This is a genomic window from Aureimonas altamirensis, assembly GCF_023702225.1.
GTDB classification, from domain to species: Bacteria; Pseudomonadota; Alphaproteobacteria; order Rhizobiales; family Rhizobiaceae; genus Aureimonas; species Aureimonas altamirensis_B.
Window position 1 is genome coordinate 77,104 of sequence record NZ_JAMQCO010000003.1, and the last position, 15,486, is coordinate 92,589.

Here is a 15,486-nt window from a genome sequence, read left to right on the forward strand (position 1 = left end):
GTCACAACTCCGCTTCTTACGCGCTGAGGCTGAAAAGCGGATAGGAGGGCTCTTCATCGCGCAAAACGCGGATGACTTCCTCTGCCGCCGTCACGGCCATCTTCACGCGGGTTTCCTGCACGCTTGTGCCAAGATGCGGCGAGAGCGCCACATTCTCGAGGGTCAAAAGGGGCGAGCTCCGGTCGACCGGCTCCTCCTCGAAGACGTCCAGGCCGGCGGCGCCGAGACGGCCGGTGGTCAGTGCCTCGTAAAGCGCCTCCTCGTCCACGATTCCGCCGCGCGCCGAGACGACGATGACGGCGGTATCCTTCATCTTGCCGATGGCCTCCCGACCGATCATGCGGCGGGACGACTCCGTCAGGGCGCAATTGACGGATATGAAGTCGGATCGTGCATAGAGTTCGTCCAGCGGCACCCAGGCAGCACCCAGTTCGGCCTCGGCCTCGGGTTGGCGAACGGGGTCGTTGTAGAGAACCTCCATCTCAAATCCCCGGCCGCGCCGCGCCATGTTCTTGCCGATCTTGCCGAAGCCGATGATGCCGAGCGTCTTGTGGGATACGTCGTAGCCCATGAAGCGGCGGGCGACGGCGGTGCCGGCCTCCGTCCACTGGCCGCTGCGCACGTAATGGTCTGCCAGATGGAGCTTGCGCGCCGCGTTGATCATCAAGCCGAAGGTCAGGTCGGCGATCGTATGCGTGTGGACCGGGGTGACGGTGACATGGATGCCGCGACGGCGCGCCTCATCGAGGTCGAAATTCTCGTAGCCCACGCCCCGCCGGGCGGCTATGCGCAATCTCGAAGCCCTCGCCATGGCCTCCGCATCGAGTTGCTCGGTGTGCCATACGAAGATCGCGCCATCGGCATCGCGTATTCCGTCCAGAAACTCGCCGCGTGTCAGCGGGCGGTTCACGTTCGAACACGCCACTTCGAATCCGGCGCCATGGAGAAGATCGACGGCCTCCTGCTCCAGCGGCTGCGTTATGAACACCTTCATCGCACGTTCTCCTTTTCGCTGATCGTCGTCACGATCACGCCGGTTTGCGGATCCCGTCCGCGCACGATGTCGATGCCGTGGATTTCCTGGATCACCAGATCCAGCGTCGTCAGGGTAATGGTGCCAGGCTCCACATGGCCGCCATAGAAGCGGTTGTCCTTACCGCTCGCCACGCAGTGATAGTGGATGTCGAGCCGGCCCGGCTGCAGGCTGGGGGCCACGATGCCCTGCCCCGCGATCAGGCTGAACGGTCCTTCCAACACGAGTTGGCGGGTGTAGCCTTCTTCTTTCGTCGGCTCGACGCGGTCCACGTAGTGCATGGCCAGGCGGCGGAAGCTGCCGATGCTGGTGGTGATCACCCCGCACGAGATATCGTGCGCTCGGCACACTTCCTCGACGCTTTCAAGAAGGTCGCGATCGGGGTGGATGCGCGCGGCGACGACCCGGCCGGTCGTCCCCGCGGCGCTGTCGAAATGCCGCTTGGCGTCGTCCAGCATCAGATCGCCTCCACGACGGCTTCGACCTCGGCCAGGGACAGAAGGCGATAGGGATCGCGCTTCAGCAGCAGCGGCAGTTCGGCCATGGTTCGCGCATCGTAGGTCGGGTCTTCGGTCGTCAGCCAATACCGGGTGGACGGGATCAGGGACACGGTCGGGTTGAAGCACCAGGCGATGTCGAAGATCTTCTCCGGCTTGTCGGCGATGAAGACGAGCTTGCCGTGCATCTGGCCCCGCATCTGGAAGGCAACCGGGACGGCCTCGTGCACCTCCCATCCGCGCTTCTTCATGGCCGCAAGCGCCGGCTCGAGGATAAGGTCAGGGTGCAGGCTGGTCTCGACATTGGCGTGGATATGCACGACGTCGCGATGCTCGTTCAGATCGCAGTATCTGGCCCAGGCGGGGCCGTTGAAATAGGCGTCCACATCGCGGCGTGCTTCCGGCGTCATCTCGGTCACGAACGGGTAACGGGCGTAGAAGTCCTTCATGTAGGATGCGCCCCACCATTCCACGTTCTCGCTACGGTCGGCGGGCTTGATGAGGGCGTCGGAAGAGTATTTCCACAACAGATCGAAATGCGGCATGCCCTGGGGTTCGATCCCGTGGATCGAACCGGAGTCGGCGACCTGGCCGGACGTGAAGATTTCGATCTTGCGATGGACCGGGCGGCCGATCTTCTTGAAGTAGCCTTTGACGATCTGCTCCAGGCTCATCGGGTGAATCTGGGTCTCGATATAGGCATGGAGATGGTAGACCGGCTCGTGGTCGATCTGCAGCGCTCTCATCACCTCGTTCCAGTGCGGGGAACGAAAATAGGCGGCGAGGGGCCCAACGACATCCGGCGTGCTCGCTGCGGCGTCCGGGGTAGTTGCTATGTTCATCGGTGTATTCCCTGTTGTCATGGATGAGGTTGCCGTCGCTCGTCAGGAAGCCATGGCCCATCGGCGGATCGTGCGGTCTTCGAGGGTTTTGAACAGGACCCCTTCGACGAAGAGACCGATGACGATGACGGCCAGAAGGCCTGCGAAGACAGCCGGGATGTCCAGCATGTTCTTGGACTGGAAGATGAACCAGCCGAGGCCGCCGGATCCCGAGGAAACGCCGAAGACCATTTCGGCAGCGATCAGAGTACGCCATGCGAAGGCCCAGCCGATCTTCAGGCCCGTGACGATGGAAGGCAGGGCCGCAGGCACCAGGATCTGCGAGACGAACCCCCAGCCCCTGAGCCCGTAATTGCGGCCGACCATGCGCAGGGTGGTCGATGTCGACCGGAAGCCGGAGAAGGTATTGAGAGCTACGGCCCACAGTACCGAATGGACGAGCACGAATACGAGGCTGGCCGTTCCGAGGCCGAACCAGATCAGCGCCAGCGGCAGGAGCGCGATCGCCGGCAGTGGGCTGAACATCGACGATAGAAGAACCATCAGGTCTTCGCCGATGCGCGTACCGATCGCCAATACCGTCAAAAGCCCTGCAAGCGCTATGCCGATGCCGTATCCGATCAGGAGTACCTGCAGCGACCCCCATATGCGCAGGGGCAGTTCGCCCGTGGCAAAGCCAGCAACGACGGCGTCGAGCGTCTGGCCGAAGGTGGGGAAAAGGAGGTCGTTGCCCACATAAAGGCCGTAGACCTGCCAGATTAGGGCGAGTACCGCGAGGATAAGAGCTTTGCGGACCGCTGAAGAGCCCCACGCCTTTTCCCATAGGGTCAGGCGACGCTCCACCAGACCGAACTCGCTTGCCGGACGCGGCTCCCGCCGGATTTCGGGGCGCGCGCCCTGTACAGTGTATCCGGGGCGGATCGAAAGATCGCTCATCGTGTGGCTCCCGTTGTCTCGACAGGTTGAGAGAACAGCAGATCGTGGATTTCCGCTTCGAGCTCGGCGGCCTTTGCTGGGGACTGGTCGGAGCGATCCAGCCCGTTCAACTCCGCCTTCACCTGGCCGGGATGCGGCGACAGGAGCAGGATCCGATTGCCGATCTTGATGGCCTCCGCGATCGAGTGGGTCACGAACAGGACGGTGAACCGGGTATCGTCCCAGAGCTCCAGCAGCTCGTCCTGCATCTTGGCGCGCGTCAGCGCGTCGAGAGCGGCAAAGGGCTCGTCCATCAGGAGAATGTCCGGTTCCATCGCCATTCCCCTGGCGATGGCCACACGCTGCTTCATGCCGCCGGACAGCATGTGAGGATACTTGTCGGCGAAAGCGCCGAGGTTGACCTTATCGAGATATCGCCGGGCTCGATCAGACGCTTCCTTCCACCCGGAGCAACGGCCGGTCGCGACGAGCGGGAACATGACGTTCTGCAGCACGGTCTTCCACGGCAGGAGCTGGTCGAACTCCTGGAAGACCATCATCCTGTCCGGTCCCGGCTCGGTCACCGGCCGGCCGTTCAGGCTGATCTGTCCTTCGGCGGGACGATGGAAACCGCCGATCGCCTTCAGGAGCGTGGACTTGCCGCAGCCGGATGGGCCCAGCAGCACGAAGCGGTCGCCCTTGCAGACGTCGGCGCTCACCTTGTAGGTGGCCATGACCGAATGGCCGGCCGCGACATACTGCAAGGTGACGCCGTCTATGCGCAGGACAGGGTCTGCCGGCATGGCGACGTCCTGCAGCGTTGCCGATCTGCTCATCATGTTCATGGGTTCCTCCTCGTTTCGGGTTTCCCCGGGCCGATCAATCGGCGTTCGCTGCCTGTGGCCGCGACTTCAGATCGTCGAAGAAATAATCGCGCCAATCCTGCGGCGCTTCGCCGATCAGGCCGATCCTGGCCATGAATTCCGCCGTCTGGAAGGTTCCCATCGGCAGCGACTGGAAGACGTTGCCGTCATCCGCGAGCATCTGTGCGAAGGCGGCCTTTTCGAACCGCTCACCGGTCGAGGCAAGGTAAAGCTCTGCGGCCCGCGTAGGGTCATCGTTGATGATCTGCTGAGCTTCTTCGAGAGCCTCCAGGAAGACGCCCACATCCTGAGGGTTGTCGTCGTGCCATTGCGTTCGTGCGACGGCCATCAGGTTGGTGGTCGGGCCGGCTACGTCGAGCGTACTCAGCACCGGGTGCATGCCCTCCATGTCGAGGAGCTGCTGATAATAGGGCGGGCCGGCGAACATCGTGTCGATCGCACCATTGGGCGTGACCATCGCCTGGACGGCATCCGTGAAGCCAAGCTGAACCATCATCGGATCGAAGCGGTTGGGCTCCCCGAACTCCTTGTCCAGGGCCATCTGAAGGTAGATGGCCTGGTTGGAGACGCGTAGCGATGTAACAGAGATGCGGTTCTCGGGCTTGAAGTCCGCCAGGCTCCTGACGGTCGGATCCTTGGTCACGAGAATGCTCTCCGTGCCACTGACGGCAGCGACCGCCTTGATGTCCCCCCGCGTGCGCGACCAGAGCAGCAGAGCGTTGGACAGGCCCACCCCGATCACATCGACATTGCCTGAAATCAGCGCGTCCGTGACGGCAGAGCCTGACGGGAAACTCAGATACTGGGGCGTCAGGTCGAGGCCGGCGGCCTCGGCATGCTTTTCGATCAGCCCGGCCTCCTTCATCACGTGAAACGGCGCGAACAGGATGCCTGTGCCCGCGGCGATGCGGATTTCGTCCGCGCGAGCGGCGCCCACGACGCCGACAAGGCCCATGACGAGGGCAATGGCAGAGGCGGCTAGTCTTGAATGTCTCATTATGATCCTCCCAGATTTCGGTTCGTTGCGGGCGCCCTCCCCGGCGCCCTTTACCTGCGATCAGGCAACAGCGCCGTATCGTCCTCGTTCGGCATGCAGCGCGGCTGCAGGGTTCAGACAAAGATCCGCGATTTCTTTCGGAAGCGCGTTTCCCGTGGCCGCGGCGTCGAGATAGGCGACGACGTTGCGGGCGGCCTGCGCAGCCATCTCATCCAGCGCTTCGGGCGTGGAGCCGCCGACATGCGGTGTCAGGATGACGTTCGGATGCCGACGCAGCGGCCCATCGGCCAGCGGCTCATTCGCGAAGGTATCCAGCGCGGCCGCGGCAAGGCGACCGCTATCCAGCATAGAGACGAGCGCGGCCTCGTCGATCAGTTCACCCCTGGCCGTGTTTACCAGGATCGAGCCATGCTTCATCCGCGAGAGAGCCCTTTCGTCGATCAACGGCGCGGCCCCGCGCACGGCCGGGCAATGCAGGCTTACGACATCGCTCCGCTCCAGCAGATCCGTAAGGCTTTCGCAAAAGGTAGGCCCGGCCGTCTCCGTCGGCGGCCGGACAGGATCCAGCGCCACGATCCGCATTCCCATGGCGCACGCGATATCGCCGACCTGACGGGCAATGCGTCCGTAACCGACAAGACCAAGCGTCTTGCCCGCCAGTTGCATGCCGTCCCCGGCGCGGCTCCACTCGCCCAGGCGCACGCTTCGGTCGAAGCGTGCGATCCTGCGCGCCGCAGCCAGCATCAATCCCACCGAAAACTCCGCAACCGCCCTCGCATTCGCGCCAGGCGTCGAAAACACGCTGATGCCCTGTCGGCTGGCCGCAGCCACGTCGATATTGCTGGTGCCGGTACCGTGCTTCGAGATGACTTTCAGCGATGGACAGGCACTCAGGAGGTCGGCGGACAAATGCATCGTCCGGGAGATGATCCCCTCTACCGGCTCCGTATCGAGGATGTGTCGCAAGCCTTCGGTGTCGGCGTAATCAGAAACGTAGCGCGGCGTGCAGCCGCCGCTTGCCAGAATGGCCTCGCCGGCAGGCGCCAGTGCGGGCGCGGTTATGAGGACGATGCGTTGCATGAGGCTATTCCCTCCCCGGAATGACGCTATCGAACCACCCTTGATTCATTCTGTCCAATATATAAAATTCACTCTTCTATAACTTTCGGGAATAATATGAACGAGCGCGACCTGAGGTATTTCCTGGCAATCGTCGACTGTCGGGGCGTCGGCGCGGCAGCGGACCGCCTGGGCGTCACGCAGCCTGCAGTGACCAAGTGCGTCGACCGGCTCGAGGATCTGTTGCGCACGCCCCTTCTTGCAAGAAAGGGGCGCTACGTCGAATTGACGCCGGCCGGAATGCTGTTCCACCGGCGCGCAAAGGCGATCCTCCTGCGCATGGAAGACGCCATGCAGGAACTGTCCAGCCACGCATCGGGTCTGAGCGGGCATGTTCGCCTGGGGGCCGCTGCCACCATGACGGAGGCGCTTTTGCCTGGCGTCATCGACAAGATCATGCGGGAGACACCAGGCATCACGATCGAGCTGACCACCGGGATGAACGACGTCCTGCGCGAGGCACTACGGGAAAACCGGCTCGATCTCCTGGTTAGCCCAACGGTTGACGGCGGAGAGGAATTCGAAAGCGAGCCCCTGATCTCGGACAAGGTCGTCGTCGTTGCCAGACAGGGCCACCCGCTTGCCGACGCCCTGGCGCCAATGCCCGAAATGTTGCGATACGAGTGGATTCTGCCGCCATCCACCGTCGCCTTGCGGCGTTGGCTGGACCACTCATTCGAACGCGCGGGGCTTCCGCATCCGCGTGTTCAGGTAGAGGTCAACTCCCTCGTCCTTATGCCCCGACTGATCGGCAATACCGATTTGATAAGCTTCGCCTCCAGTCAAAAGCTCGGCGGAACGAACCTGATCGAGATCGCCTGCCCCGAAACCACCCATGATCGCAGTTTCGGCCTGCTCTATCGGCGCGATGCCTACCGCTCGCCCGCCGTCGATACGGTGGCCGATTTTCTACGGCGCGTCACCGCATCGTGACGGGCCTCATAATTGCACCTTGAAGGCGATGCTGCCGGGTGCCGCAGATGCCGTCCCGATTGACAACGGAATCGGTGTGACCGGCAACGTTGCCGGTCAGGCTCGATCTGCGATCGTGCTCCAACCCGGATCCGGCCGAAACCGGGCACCATGCTTTTCCGCAAGCTCGTCCATGCGCCGCACGACGGACTCTATCCCGCGATCGCGTGCGTATTTCATCGGCCCGCCGCGGAAGGGCGCGAAGCCGGTTCCGAACACCATGGCGCCGTCCGCCAGGTCCGGGTCGGACACCACTCCCTCGCGCAGAGCGGCGACCACGGCGTTGAGCATGGGCAGGATCAGGCGGTCCTCCAGATCCGGATCGTCCTTCGCGCCATCCGGTATGGCGTCGACATGGACTTTTTTCGGCTTGCCGCCTTCGTACTCGTAGAGGCCGCCATTCGTCTTCGCGCCGAGCCGGCCTTCCCTGACCATCTGGACCAGCCAGGCCGGCGTTTCCGGAAAATCGCCTCCAAGCCCCTCGCGGAGCGAGGTCGAGACGTCGAGCGCGATATCGAGCCCAACCCGGTCCGCCAGCTCGACCGGACCCATCGGCATGCCGAATGCTTCGGCACGGGCGTCTATGCGTTCCTTCGGCAGACCCTCGCCCACCATCAGCAGCGCTTCGGCCATGTATGGCGTCAAGGCCCGGTTGACGAGGAAGCCCGGTGCCGAACGGACCGGCGCCGGAAGGCGCGACAGTTCCACCGCAAAGGCGGTGGCGCGGCGCAACGTTTCCGCCCCGGCGTCGGGATGCGAGACGATCTCGACGAGTTGCATGCGGGAGACCGGATTGAAGAAATGCAGGCCGACGAACCGGCCGCGGTCGGCAAGCCCTTCGGAAAGCTGTTCCAGCGGCAGGGCCGAGGTATTGGTGGCCAGAAGCGCGCCTTCCTTCAGGCGCGGCTCCACACTCTGGTAGATCGAACGCTTCACCTCGAGACGCTCGGGCGCCGCCTCGATGACGAGGTCGGCATGCGTTACGCCGATGCCATCCGGATCGGGGATCAGCCTGTCCAGCGCATCGCGCGTCTTCAAATCGTTCTTCAGCGTTGCGGCCATCATCCCGGCACCGGCCTTGACGGCCCGCCCGATCGGCTTCAGGTCGATATCCTGCAAGGTCACGGTAAAGCCCTGGCGTGCAGCCCAGGCGGCGATGTCGCCGCCCATCGCGCCCGCGCCGATCACATGGACATGCGATATCGCGGACTTGCCGGACTTCAGGCCGCGCATCTTCTCCCGCAGGAAAAAGACGCGGACCAGATTCTGCGCCGTCGGCGTCTCGATCAGTTCGGCAAAGCTGTCCAGCTCGGCCTTGCGCATGGCGTCGGCGCTACCGCCATTGGCTTCCCATATGTCGATAAGCTTGTAGGGCGCCGGATAATGCGCCTTCGGAGCGGTTTCCGCCGCCTTCCTGCGCATCTGCTTGGCAATCAAACTGCGGGCCGGACGCAGCGCGAAGGCGCGCCGCCGCAAACCGGCGTCGCGTTGCCGCATCTCTCCCGAGCGGATGGCCGTCACGGCATTGGCGACGTGGCGCTCCTCCAGCGCGGCATCGACAAGCCCGATGCTGCGGGCCCGTCGGGCGTCGACCGGCTTGCCGGTCAGCATCATCGTCATAGCCTCGATCGGGTCCGCCACCTCCAGCGAGCGGAAGGTGCCGCCAAGCCCCGGATGCAGGCCCAGCATGACCTCGGGGAAGCCGAGCGAAGCACCCTTGACGGCAAGGCGGAAGCGGCAGGCGAGTGCGATCTCGAGGCCGGCGCCCAGGCAATGGCCGTGTATGACCGCGATGGTGGGCATCGGCAGGGCCGCGAGGCGGTCCAGCACGATATGGCCCTGCCCCAGCATGGACCGGATGTCCTGGGTGGATGCCCCGACGAACTGGTTGATATCGGCGCCGGCCGCAAAACCTGCCGGTTTGGCCGAACGCAGGACGACGGCGGCCGGCCGCTCTTCCTCGATCCGGTCGACGACGGAATTGAGCTCTTCGAGCACATCCCGATCCACCACGTTGACCGACTTGCCCGGCCTGTCCAGCACCAGCCAGAAGACCCTGTCCGCATCCATCGCGTAGCGCCAGTTGCCCTGCGGCTGGGCATCGCGCGCCGCGCCCAGTTCGATGATGCGGGGCGTCAACGCTTCGAGCATCTTGTCCATATGACCCGTCATACCTCCCGTCATGCCGCTTCGAGCAGCATGGCGCCGCCTTGTCCGCCGCCGATGCATTCCGTTGCGATGCCCTGCCTGAGGCCGCGCTGGCGCATGGCATTGGCCAGGTGAAGCGTGATGCGCGTACCGCTGGTGCCCACCGGGTGCCCGAGGGAGATCGCCCCGCCATCGACGTTCAGCCGCTCGCGGTCGATCGTGCCGGCAGCGCCGTCGAAGCCCAGCACGTCGCGGCAGACCTGTTCGTCCTCGAATGCCGCAAGGCATGCCAGCACCTGGGCTGCAAACGCCTCGTTCAGCTCCCATAGGTCGATATCGCCGACGGACAGGTTACGCCGCTTCAGGATGGGCGCCGTCGCCATGACCGGCCCCAAGCCCATGATGGAAGGATCGAGCGCGCCCCAGTGCGAGTCCACGATCCGTGCCAAAGGCCTCAGATCGTGCTTGCGCACGGCCTCCTCGCTGGCGAGGATGGTCCAGGCGGCGCCGTCCGTGATCTGCGACGAATTGCCGGCCGTGACGTTGCCGTAGGGCTTCTCGAAGACGGGCTTCAGGCCCGCCAGGCTCTTCACGGAACTGTCCGGCCGCACGCCGTCGTCATGGTCGAAGACCTGCCCGTCCCGCGCGACTGCGGGAAGCAATTCGCCGGCCAGCCGCCCTTCGGCCTGTGCCGCGGCAAGACGGTGGTGGCTTTCCGCCGCGTAGGCATCGGCATCGCGGCGTGTGACGCCGAATATGTGGCCGATCTTCTCGGCCGTCTGCCCCATGCCGAGATCGGTGATGGGATCGGTCAGGCCGCGCTCCAGCCCGATCTCCGGCTTGAGGAAGCCGGGCTTGAGGCCGGCGAGCGCCTTGAGCCTGTCGGCGGTGCTGCGCGCGCCGTTGAGCCGCGCGAACCAGTCCACCGCCTCGCGGCGCAGCACCAGCGGCGAATGACTGAGCGACTCCGCGCCGCCGGCCAGCACGATCTCCGCATGGCCGCCCTCGATGGTGCGGTAGGCGGTGTCCATGGATTGCATCCCGGAACCGCAATTGATCTGCACGGTGAAGGCGGGTGTCGCCTCGGGAAGGCCGAGCCGCAATCCGGCGACCCGCGCGGGGTTCATCTCGTCGGCGACCACGTTGACGCAACCGAGGATGACGAGATCGATCAGCGCCTTGTCGAAATTCTGCCGCAACAGCAGCGGGCGTCCGCACTGAACGGCAAGATCGACGGGCGTGAACGGGCCGGGCTTGCCGCGCGCCTTCAGGAAGGGCGTGCGCGCCCCATCCACCAGATAGACGGGACGGCTCATTCGGCCGCCTCGGCGCGCGCCGCTTCCGTGCGCCGCCTTGCGAAGTGCGACACCTCTTCGGCCGGGAAGGCATCCACGGCGACGACCTTGTCGCTCGCCGCGCGCGCCTGCATCAGCAGCGCATGCTCCTGGCTGGTGATGACCGCTTGTTCAAGCGCCTTGTCGGCATCCTTCACCCTGGCCTCCTTCATCTTCCGCATGGCGGGCTCCGCCTTCGTGACCAGGTCGAGCGCCACTTCCAGCTCCGCGATGGCGTAGGAATCGCGCCCGGCGCCGAGATAGAGGTCGGCGGTCAGCCTGTCCCGCTGGGATGTGGGGCGCATCAGCAATTCGGCCACCTCGCTGACCAGATCGTCGCGCATCGCCGCGCGAGGCGCCCCCGCCGGAAAGGCGATGGCGCGGATCACAAAGGCCGCCGAACGTGACGGAAGATTGGCGATGATGCCGTCGAAGGCTTCGCCGATGCGGTTGATGCCACGGCGCATGACATATTCGATGAGGGGCTTGTCGGCCTCCGGCCGTCCTTCGGTTTCGAAGCGCTTCAGGCTGGCGGCAAGCAGATACAATTCGCTCAATATGTCGCCCAGCCGGCCCGACAGCATCTCCTTGCGCTTGAGCGCTCCGCCGAGGCTGAGCAGAGCCATGTCGGCCGTCAGCGCGAACGCGGAGGACAGGCGCGACAATTGCCGCCAATGGCCGGTCAACTCCGCGTTATCGGGGGCGGGCGCGGCGATGCCGCCGGTCCAGCCGCGCAGGAAAGCGCGTCCGGCATTGCGGAAAGCATGGGCCACATGCGCCCAGAAATGCTTGTCGAAGGCATCCAGCCCGGCTTCCCCGTCCGGATCGGACAGGGCCTTCATCTCCTTCAGCATATAGGGGTGCGCGCGGATGGCGCCCTGCCCGAAGATCATCAGGCTGCGCGTCAGGATGTTTGCTCCCTCCACCGTGATGCCGATGGGGATGGAGCGATATTGCGGGGCCATGTAGTTGCGCGGGCCCTCGACGATGCCCTTGCCGCCATGGATATCCATGGCGAGGTTGATGGACTGGCGCATCCTCTCGGTCGCGTTCGCCTTCATGATGGCGGAGATCACGGACGGGCGATGCCCCTGGTCCAGCGCGGCCAGCGTCAGCCGGCGCGCCGCATCCACCTGGTAGGCGTTGGCGGCGATTTCGGCCAGCGGCTCCTGAATGCCCTCGAACTTGCCGATGGGCAGGCCGAACTGGTGTCGCACCCGCGCATAGGCGCCCGACGCACGCGCCGACATGGCGCAGGCGGCGGCGGACTGCGATGGCAGCGAGATGCTGCGCCCGGCGGCCAGCGCCGTCATCAGCATGGTCCAGCCTTCGCCGATCTGGGCTTCGCCCCCCAGGATCCAGTCCATCGGAATGAAGACGTCGCGGCCATGCAGCGGGCCGTTCTGGAAATGCGTCGCCAGCGGCACGTGCCGCTCTCCGCAGGTGACGCCCGCGGTGGCCGTCGGCAGCAACGCCACCGTGATGCCGAGGTTCTCGCCACGACCCAGATGGTTTTGCGGATCCTTCATCTTGAAGGCGAGGCCCATGACCGTCGCGACCGGGCCGAGCGTTATGTAGCGCTTGTCGAAGTTCAGCCGGATGCCCAGCACCTCGCGCCCCTCGTGCTCGCCATATTCGACGATGCCCGTATCGCGCATCGAGGCGGCGTCGGAGCCCGCATCCGGAGAGGTCAGGCCGAAGCACGGGATTTCCCGGCCGTCGGCAAGGCGGGGCAGCCAGTGGTTCTTCTGCTCCTCCGTGCCGAAATGGAGCATCAGCTCGCCCGGGCCGAGCGAATTGGGCACCATCACCGTCACGCCGGCGACGACGCTGACCGAGGACACCTTGCGCACGACCTCGGAATGGGCGGTATTGGAGAAACCGAGCCCGCCATACTCTTTCGGGATGATCATGCCGAAGAACTTTTCCCGGCGCAGGAAGTCCCATACTTCGGGCGGCAGGTCGTGGTCGACGGAGGTGATCTTCCAGTCGTCGACCATGGCGCATAGCTGCTCGACCGGCCCGCCCATGAACGCCCGCTCTTCGGCGGACAGTTCCGCCGGCGGCATGGCGACGAGCTTCTCCCAGTCGGGCGACCCGCCGAAAAGCTCGCCGTCCCACCAGACCGTGCCGGCGTCGATGGCCTTGGATTCCGTTTCGGAGATCGAGGGCATAGCCTTTTGTGCCCAGCGGAAGATCGGGCGTGTCAGCTTCTCGCGCCGAAATGAACCTTGTGCCATGTCGCAGCCTCCCGTTAGCAGAGCTCAAGCAAGGAATGCTTTTACGCTAACGTAAGAGGCAGCAGAAGTCATGCTACCCGGCAAGAATGGTTTTTTGTGTCAATTCGCCGTCAGCCGCGGGCCCGGTGGGCGATGTCGGTGCGGTAGAAGCCGTTGGGCCATTCCACCTTCGCAACCAGCCGGTAGGCCCGGTCGGCGGCCTCGCTCACGCCGTTGCCGGTGGCCGTCACGGTGAGGACGCGTCCGCCCGTGGCGATCAATTGCCCGGCGCTTTGGCTGGTCCCTGCGTGGAAGATCGCTTCCCCCTCGCCCGGCTGCGGCAGGGCGCTTATGGGCGTTCCCTTCTCGAAGGCGCCGGGATAGCCCTTGCTGGCCATGACCACCGTAACGGCGGCCGCCCCGCTCCATGCCGGATCGGCGGTCGACAGGTCGCCGCGTGCGGCCGCCTCGAGCAGCGGCACGATGTCGCTTTCCAGCCGCATCATCAGGACCTGCGCTTCGGGGTCGCCGAAGCGGACATTGTATTCGATGAGCTTGGGGCCCTCGCTCGTCAGCATCAGGCCGGCATAGAGCACGCCCTTGAAGGGCATTCCCGCATCGGCCATGCCCTTCAAGGTCGGATTCACGATCTCCCGCATGGTGCGCTCGACGAGTTCGGGCGTCATCAGCAGCGACGGCGAATACGCGCCCATGCCGCCGGTGTTCGGCCCCATGTCGCCATCGAAGGCACGCTTGTGGTCCTCCGCCGTGCCGAAGGGAACCGCACGCACGCCGTCGCACAGGCAGAAGAAACTTGCCTCCGGCCCGGTCATGCATTCCTCGATCACCACGCTCGCACCGGGCATCGCGAAGCAGGCATCGACGGCGTCCAGCGCTTCCGAAAGGGTTGCGGCGACGGTCACGCCCTTGCCGGCAGCCAGCCCGTCGGCCTTGACGACGATCGGCGCGCCCTCTGACTCTATATAGGCGCGCGCCGGCTCGGCGGCGTCGAACCGCCTGAAACGCGCCGTCGGGATGCCCATCCGGGCGCACAGATCCTTGGTGAAGCCCTTCGAGCCTTCCAGTTGCGCGGCGGCGCGGCTGGGGCCGAAAACGGCGATGCCATGAGGCTCCAGGGCATCCGCAATGCCTTCGACCAAAGGCACTTCAGGGCCGACGACGACGAGCCCGACGGACTTTTCCCTGACGAAGGACAGGACGGCGGCATGGTCGGCCGGATCCAGGTCCACACACTCCGCCACCGTGGCGATGCCGGGGTTGCCGGGCGCGGCGTAGAGCCGTCCGACACGCGGCGATGTCGCGATCTTGGCGGCCAGCGCATGTTCGCGGCCGCCGGAACCGATCAGGAGGATGTCGATGCTCATGGGGGACAGGTCTTCCGCAAGAATCCGGACAATGCGCAACCGTCTAGGGTGGCCGCATGGAAGGGGTCAAGGCCGAAACGGTTCATATTAACCCAAAAGCGCTTGACGCGGCATGGTTTCGGGGCCTTCCTCCCGCCGATGCAGAACGACAGGAAAGATACGGGGATGGTTCAGGGCCGCGTCGCCGACGCCCCGTCGGAAAACTTCGTCTACCGGGTGCTGCCGGCCGCGCTGTGGCCCTATGCGCAGCTGGCCCGCTGGGACCGCCCGATCGGGTGGCAGCTCTTGATGTGGCCCTGCTTCTGGAGCGCGACGCTGGCCCCGCAATGGGCCGCGCCGTCGGCGGTGCATACCGGCCTGCCGAGCTTCCTGCATCTCGTGCTGTTTCTGATCGGCGCCATCGCGATGCGTGGTGCAGGCTGCACCTACAACGACCTTGTCGACCACGAGATCGACAATCAGGTGGCGCGCACACGCTCGCGCCCGCTGCCATCGGGCCGGGTATCCCGCCGCCAGGCCAAGCTGTTCCTGGCTGCGCAGCTTCTGGCCGGGTTCCTGGTGCTGATCCAGTTCAACGGTTTTTCCATTCTACTCGGCATCGCCTCCCTCGCCGTCGTGGCGATCTATCCCTTCCTCAAGCGCGTGACCGACTGGCCGCAGCTCGGCCTCGGCCTCGCCTTTTCCTGGGGAGCGTTGATGGGCTGGGCCGGCTATTGGGGGTCGCTGGCGCTGGCGCCGGTGCTGCTTTACGCAGGCTCGGTGCTGTGGACCATCGGTTACGATACGATCTACGCCCATCAGGACAGGGAGGATGACGCACTGGTGGGCGTACGATCCACCGCGCGGCTCTTCGGCACGAAGACCCGGCCCGCGCTGATCGTGCTCTATGGTGGCGCGATGGTGCTGTTCCTTGCCGCCTTCGCCATGACGGGCGCGGCCACCACCGGTCCGAGCTGGCCGGCCTATGCGGCGCTGGCCATCGGCGCGGCGCAGATGCTGTGGCAGATCCTGCGGCTCGACATCGACGATGGAGACGAATGCCTGCGGCTGTTCCGCTCCAACAACGTCTTCGGCTGGATCCTTTTCCTGGGCCTTCTCGCATCCGCCCTCTGGACGCTGTCCTTCCCCTTCGGCGACTGAT

General features: G+C 65.0%; 13 protein-coding genes. 2 read left to right on the forward strand and 11 right to left on the reverse strand.

What is annotated here, in order from left to right:
• Positions 1 to 16: 16 nt before the first annotated feature.
• The 7 genes from NDN16_RS05565 to NDN16_RS05595 all read right to left on the reverse strand — a co-directional run bounded on the left by NDN16_RS05565 (position 17) and on the right by NDN16_RS05595 (position 6,248).
• Entirely contained in the window at positions 17 to 994 is a 978-nt protein-coding gene (locus NDN16_RS05565; RefSeq protein WP_251112647.1) for a 2-hydroxyacid dehydrogenase, read from the reverse strand.
• Positions 991 to 1,491: a PPC domain-containing DNA-binding protein gene (locus NDN16_RS05570; RefSeq protein ID WP_251112648.1), complete on the reverse strand. Its 501-nt coding sequence runs from the start codon at positions 1,489 to 1,491 to the stop codon at positions 991 to 993. Before NDN16_RS05570 ends, NDN16_RS05565 begins: the two co-directional genes overlap by 4 nt.
• Positions 1,491 to 2,372, reverse strand: a complete 882-nt coding sequence (locus tag NDN16_RS05575; protein WP_251112649.1) for a hypothetical protein — start codon at positions 2,370 to 2,372, stop codon at positions 1,491 to 1,493. The genes NDN16_RS05570 and NDN16_RS05575 overlap by 1 nt, the downstream gene beginning before the upstream one ends.
• A gap of 42 nt (positions 2,373 to 2,414) precedes the next feature.
• The gene (locus tag NDN16_RS05580) at positions 2,415 to 3,308 is read right to left on the reverse strand and encodes an ABC transporter permease (RefSeq protein WP_251112650.1); all 894 of its coding nucleotides are present in this window, start codon (positions 3,306 to 3,308) and stop codon (positions 2,415 to 2,417) included.
• Positions 3,305 to 4,090, reverse strand: coding sequence for an ABC transporter ATP-binding protein (locus NDN16_RS05585; protein WP_435301066.1), 786 nt, complete (start codon positions 4,088 to 4,090; stop codon positions 3,305 to 3,307). Before NDN16_RS05585 ends, NDN16_RS05580 begins: the two co-directional genes overlap by 4 nt.
• A gap of 76 nt (positions 4,091 to 4,166) precedes the next feature.
• Positions 4,167 to 5,168, reverse strand: coding sequence for an ABC transporter substrate-binding protein (locus NDN16_RS05590; RefSeq protein ID WP_251112651.1), 1,002 nt, complete (start codon positions 5,166 to 5,168; stop codon positions 4,167 to 4,169).
• 60 nt (positions 5,169 to 5,228) lie between these two features.
• Positions 5,229 to 6,248, reverse strand: a complete 1,020-nt coding sequence (locus tag NDN16_RS05595) for a hydroxyacid dehydrogenase (RefSeq protein ID WP_251112652.1) — start codon at positions 6,246 to 6,248, stop codon at positions 5,229 to 5,231.
• A 96-nt stretch (positions 6,249 to 6,344) separates the two neighbouring features.
• On the opposite strand from NDN16_RS05595, the gene NDN16_RS05600 reads away from it, so the two are divergent.
• Positions 6,345 to 7,220, forward strand: a complete 876-nt coding sequence (locus tag NDN16_RS05600; RefSeq protein WP_251112653.1) for a LysR family transcriptional regulator — start codon at positions 6,345 to 6,347, stop codon at positions 7,218 to 7,220.
• 96 nt (positions 7,221 to 7,316) lie between these two features.
• On the opposite strand, the gene NDN16_RS05605 is transcribed toward NDN16_RS05600, so the two are convergent.
• The 4 genes from NDN16_RS05605 to purD form a co-directional block, all read right to left on the reverse strand.
• Positions 7,317 to 9,419 carry a 3-hydroxyacyl-CoA dehydrogenase NAD-binding domain-containing protein gene (locus tag NDN16_RS05605; protein WP_251112654.1) on the reverse strand — a complete coding sequence of 701 codons (2,103 nt, stop codon included), beginning with the start codon at positions 9,417 to 9,419 and terminating at the stop codon, positions 7,317 to 7,319.
• A 20-nt stretch (positions 9,420 to 9,439) separates the two neighbouring features.
• Positions 9,440 to 10,723: an acetyl-CoA C-acetyltransferase gene (locus NDN16_RS05610; protein WP_251112655.1), complete on the reverse strand. Its 1,284-nt coding sequence runs from the start codon at positions 10,721 to 10,723 to the stop codon at positions 9,440 to 9,442.
• A complete protein-coding gene (locus tag NDN16_RS05615) occupies positions 10,720 to 12,981 on the reverse strand; it encodes an acyl-CoA dehydrogenase (RefSeq protein ID WP_251112656.1) in 2,262 nt (753 codons plus the stop codon). Before NDN16_RS05615 ends, NDN16_RS05610 begins: the two co-directional genes overlap by 4 nt.
• A 110-nt stretch (positions 12,982 to 13,091) precedes the next feature.
• Positions 13,092 to 14,339, reverse strand: a complete 1,248-nt coding sequence (gene purD, locus NDN16_RS05620; protein WP_251112994.1) for a phosphoribosylamine--glycine ligase — start codon at positions 14,337 to 14,339, stop codon at positions 13,092 to 13,094.
• Positions 14,340 to 14,510: 171 nt separating this feature from the next.
• Between purD and ubiA the strand changes: the two genes are divergently transcribed.
• On the forward strand, positions 14,511 to 15,485 hold the full coding sequence (gene ubiA / locus NDN16_RS05625) for a 4-hydroxybenzoate octaprenyltransferase (RefSeq protein ID WP_251112657.1): 975 nt from the start codon (positions 14,511 to 14,513) through the stop codon (positions 15,483 to 15,485).
• Position 15,486 lies beyond the last annotated feature (1 nt).

What these genes read in the sequence shown, in the direction of transcription:
- NDN16_RS05565 (WP_251112647.1), bottom strand. Translation starts at nt 994, where the DNA reads ATGAAGGTGTTCATAACGCAGCCGCTGGAGCAGGAGGCCGTCGATCTT.
- NDN16_RS05570 (WP_251112648.1), bottom strand. Translation starts at nt 1,491, where the DNA reads ATGCTGGACGACGCCAAGCGGCATTTCGACAGCGCCGCGGGGACGACC.
- NDN16_RS05575 (WP_251112649.1), bottom strand. Translation starts at nt 2,372, where the DNA reads ATGAACATAGCAACTACCCCGGACGCCGCAGCGAGCACGCCGGATGTC.
- NDN16_RS05580 (WP_251112650.1), bottom strand. Translation starts at nt 3,308, where the DNA reads ATGAGCGATCTTTCGATCCGCCCCGGATACACTGTACAGGGCGCGCGC.
- NDN16_RS05585 (WP_435301066.1), bottom strand. Translation starts at nt 4,090, where the DNA reads ATGCCGGCAGACCCTGTCCTGCGCATAGACGGCGTCACCTTGCAGTAT.
- NDN16_RS05590 (WP_251112651.1), bottom strand. Translation starts at nt 5,168, where the DNA reads ATGAGACATTCAAGACTAGCCGCCTCTGCCATTGCCCTCGTCATGGGC.
- NDN16_RS05595 (WP_251112652.1), bottom strand. Translation starts at nt 6,248, where the DNA reads ATGCAACGCATCGTCCTCATAACCGCGCCCGCACTGGCGCCTGCCGGC.
- NDN16_RS05600 (WP_251112653.1), top strand. Translation starts at nt 6,345, where the DNA reads ATGAACGAGCGCGACCTGAGGTATTTCCTGGCAATCGTCGACTGTCGG.
- NDN16_RS05605 (WP_251112654.1), bottom strand. Translation starts at nt 9,419, where the DNA reads ATGGACAAGATGCTCGAAGCGTTGACGCCCCGCATCATCGAACTGGGC.
- NDN16_RS05610 (WP_251112655.1), bottom strand. Translation starts at nt 10,723, where the DNA reads ATGAGCCGTCCCGTCTATCTGGTGGATGGGGCGCGCACGCCCTTCCTG.
- NDN16_RS05615 (WP_251112656.1), bottom strand. Translation starts at nt 12,981, where the DNA reads ATGGCACAAGGTTCATTTCGGCGCGAGAAGCTGACACGCCCGATCTTC.
- ubiA (WP_251112657.1), top strand. Translation starts at nt 14,511, where the DNA reads ATGGTTCAGGGCCGCGTCGCCGACGCCCCGTCGGAAAACTTCGTCTAC.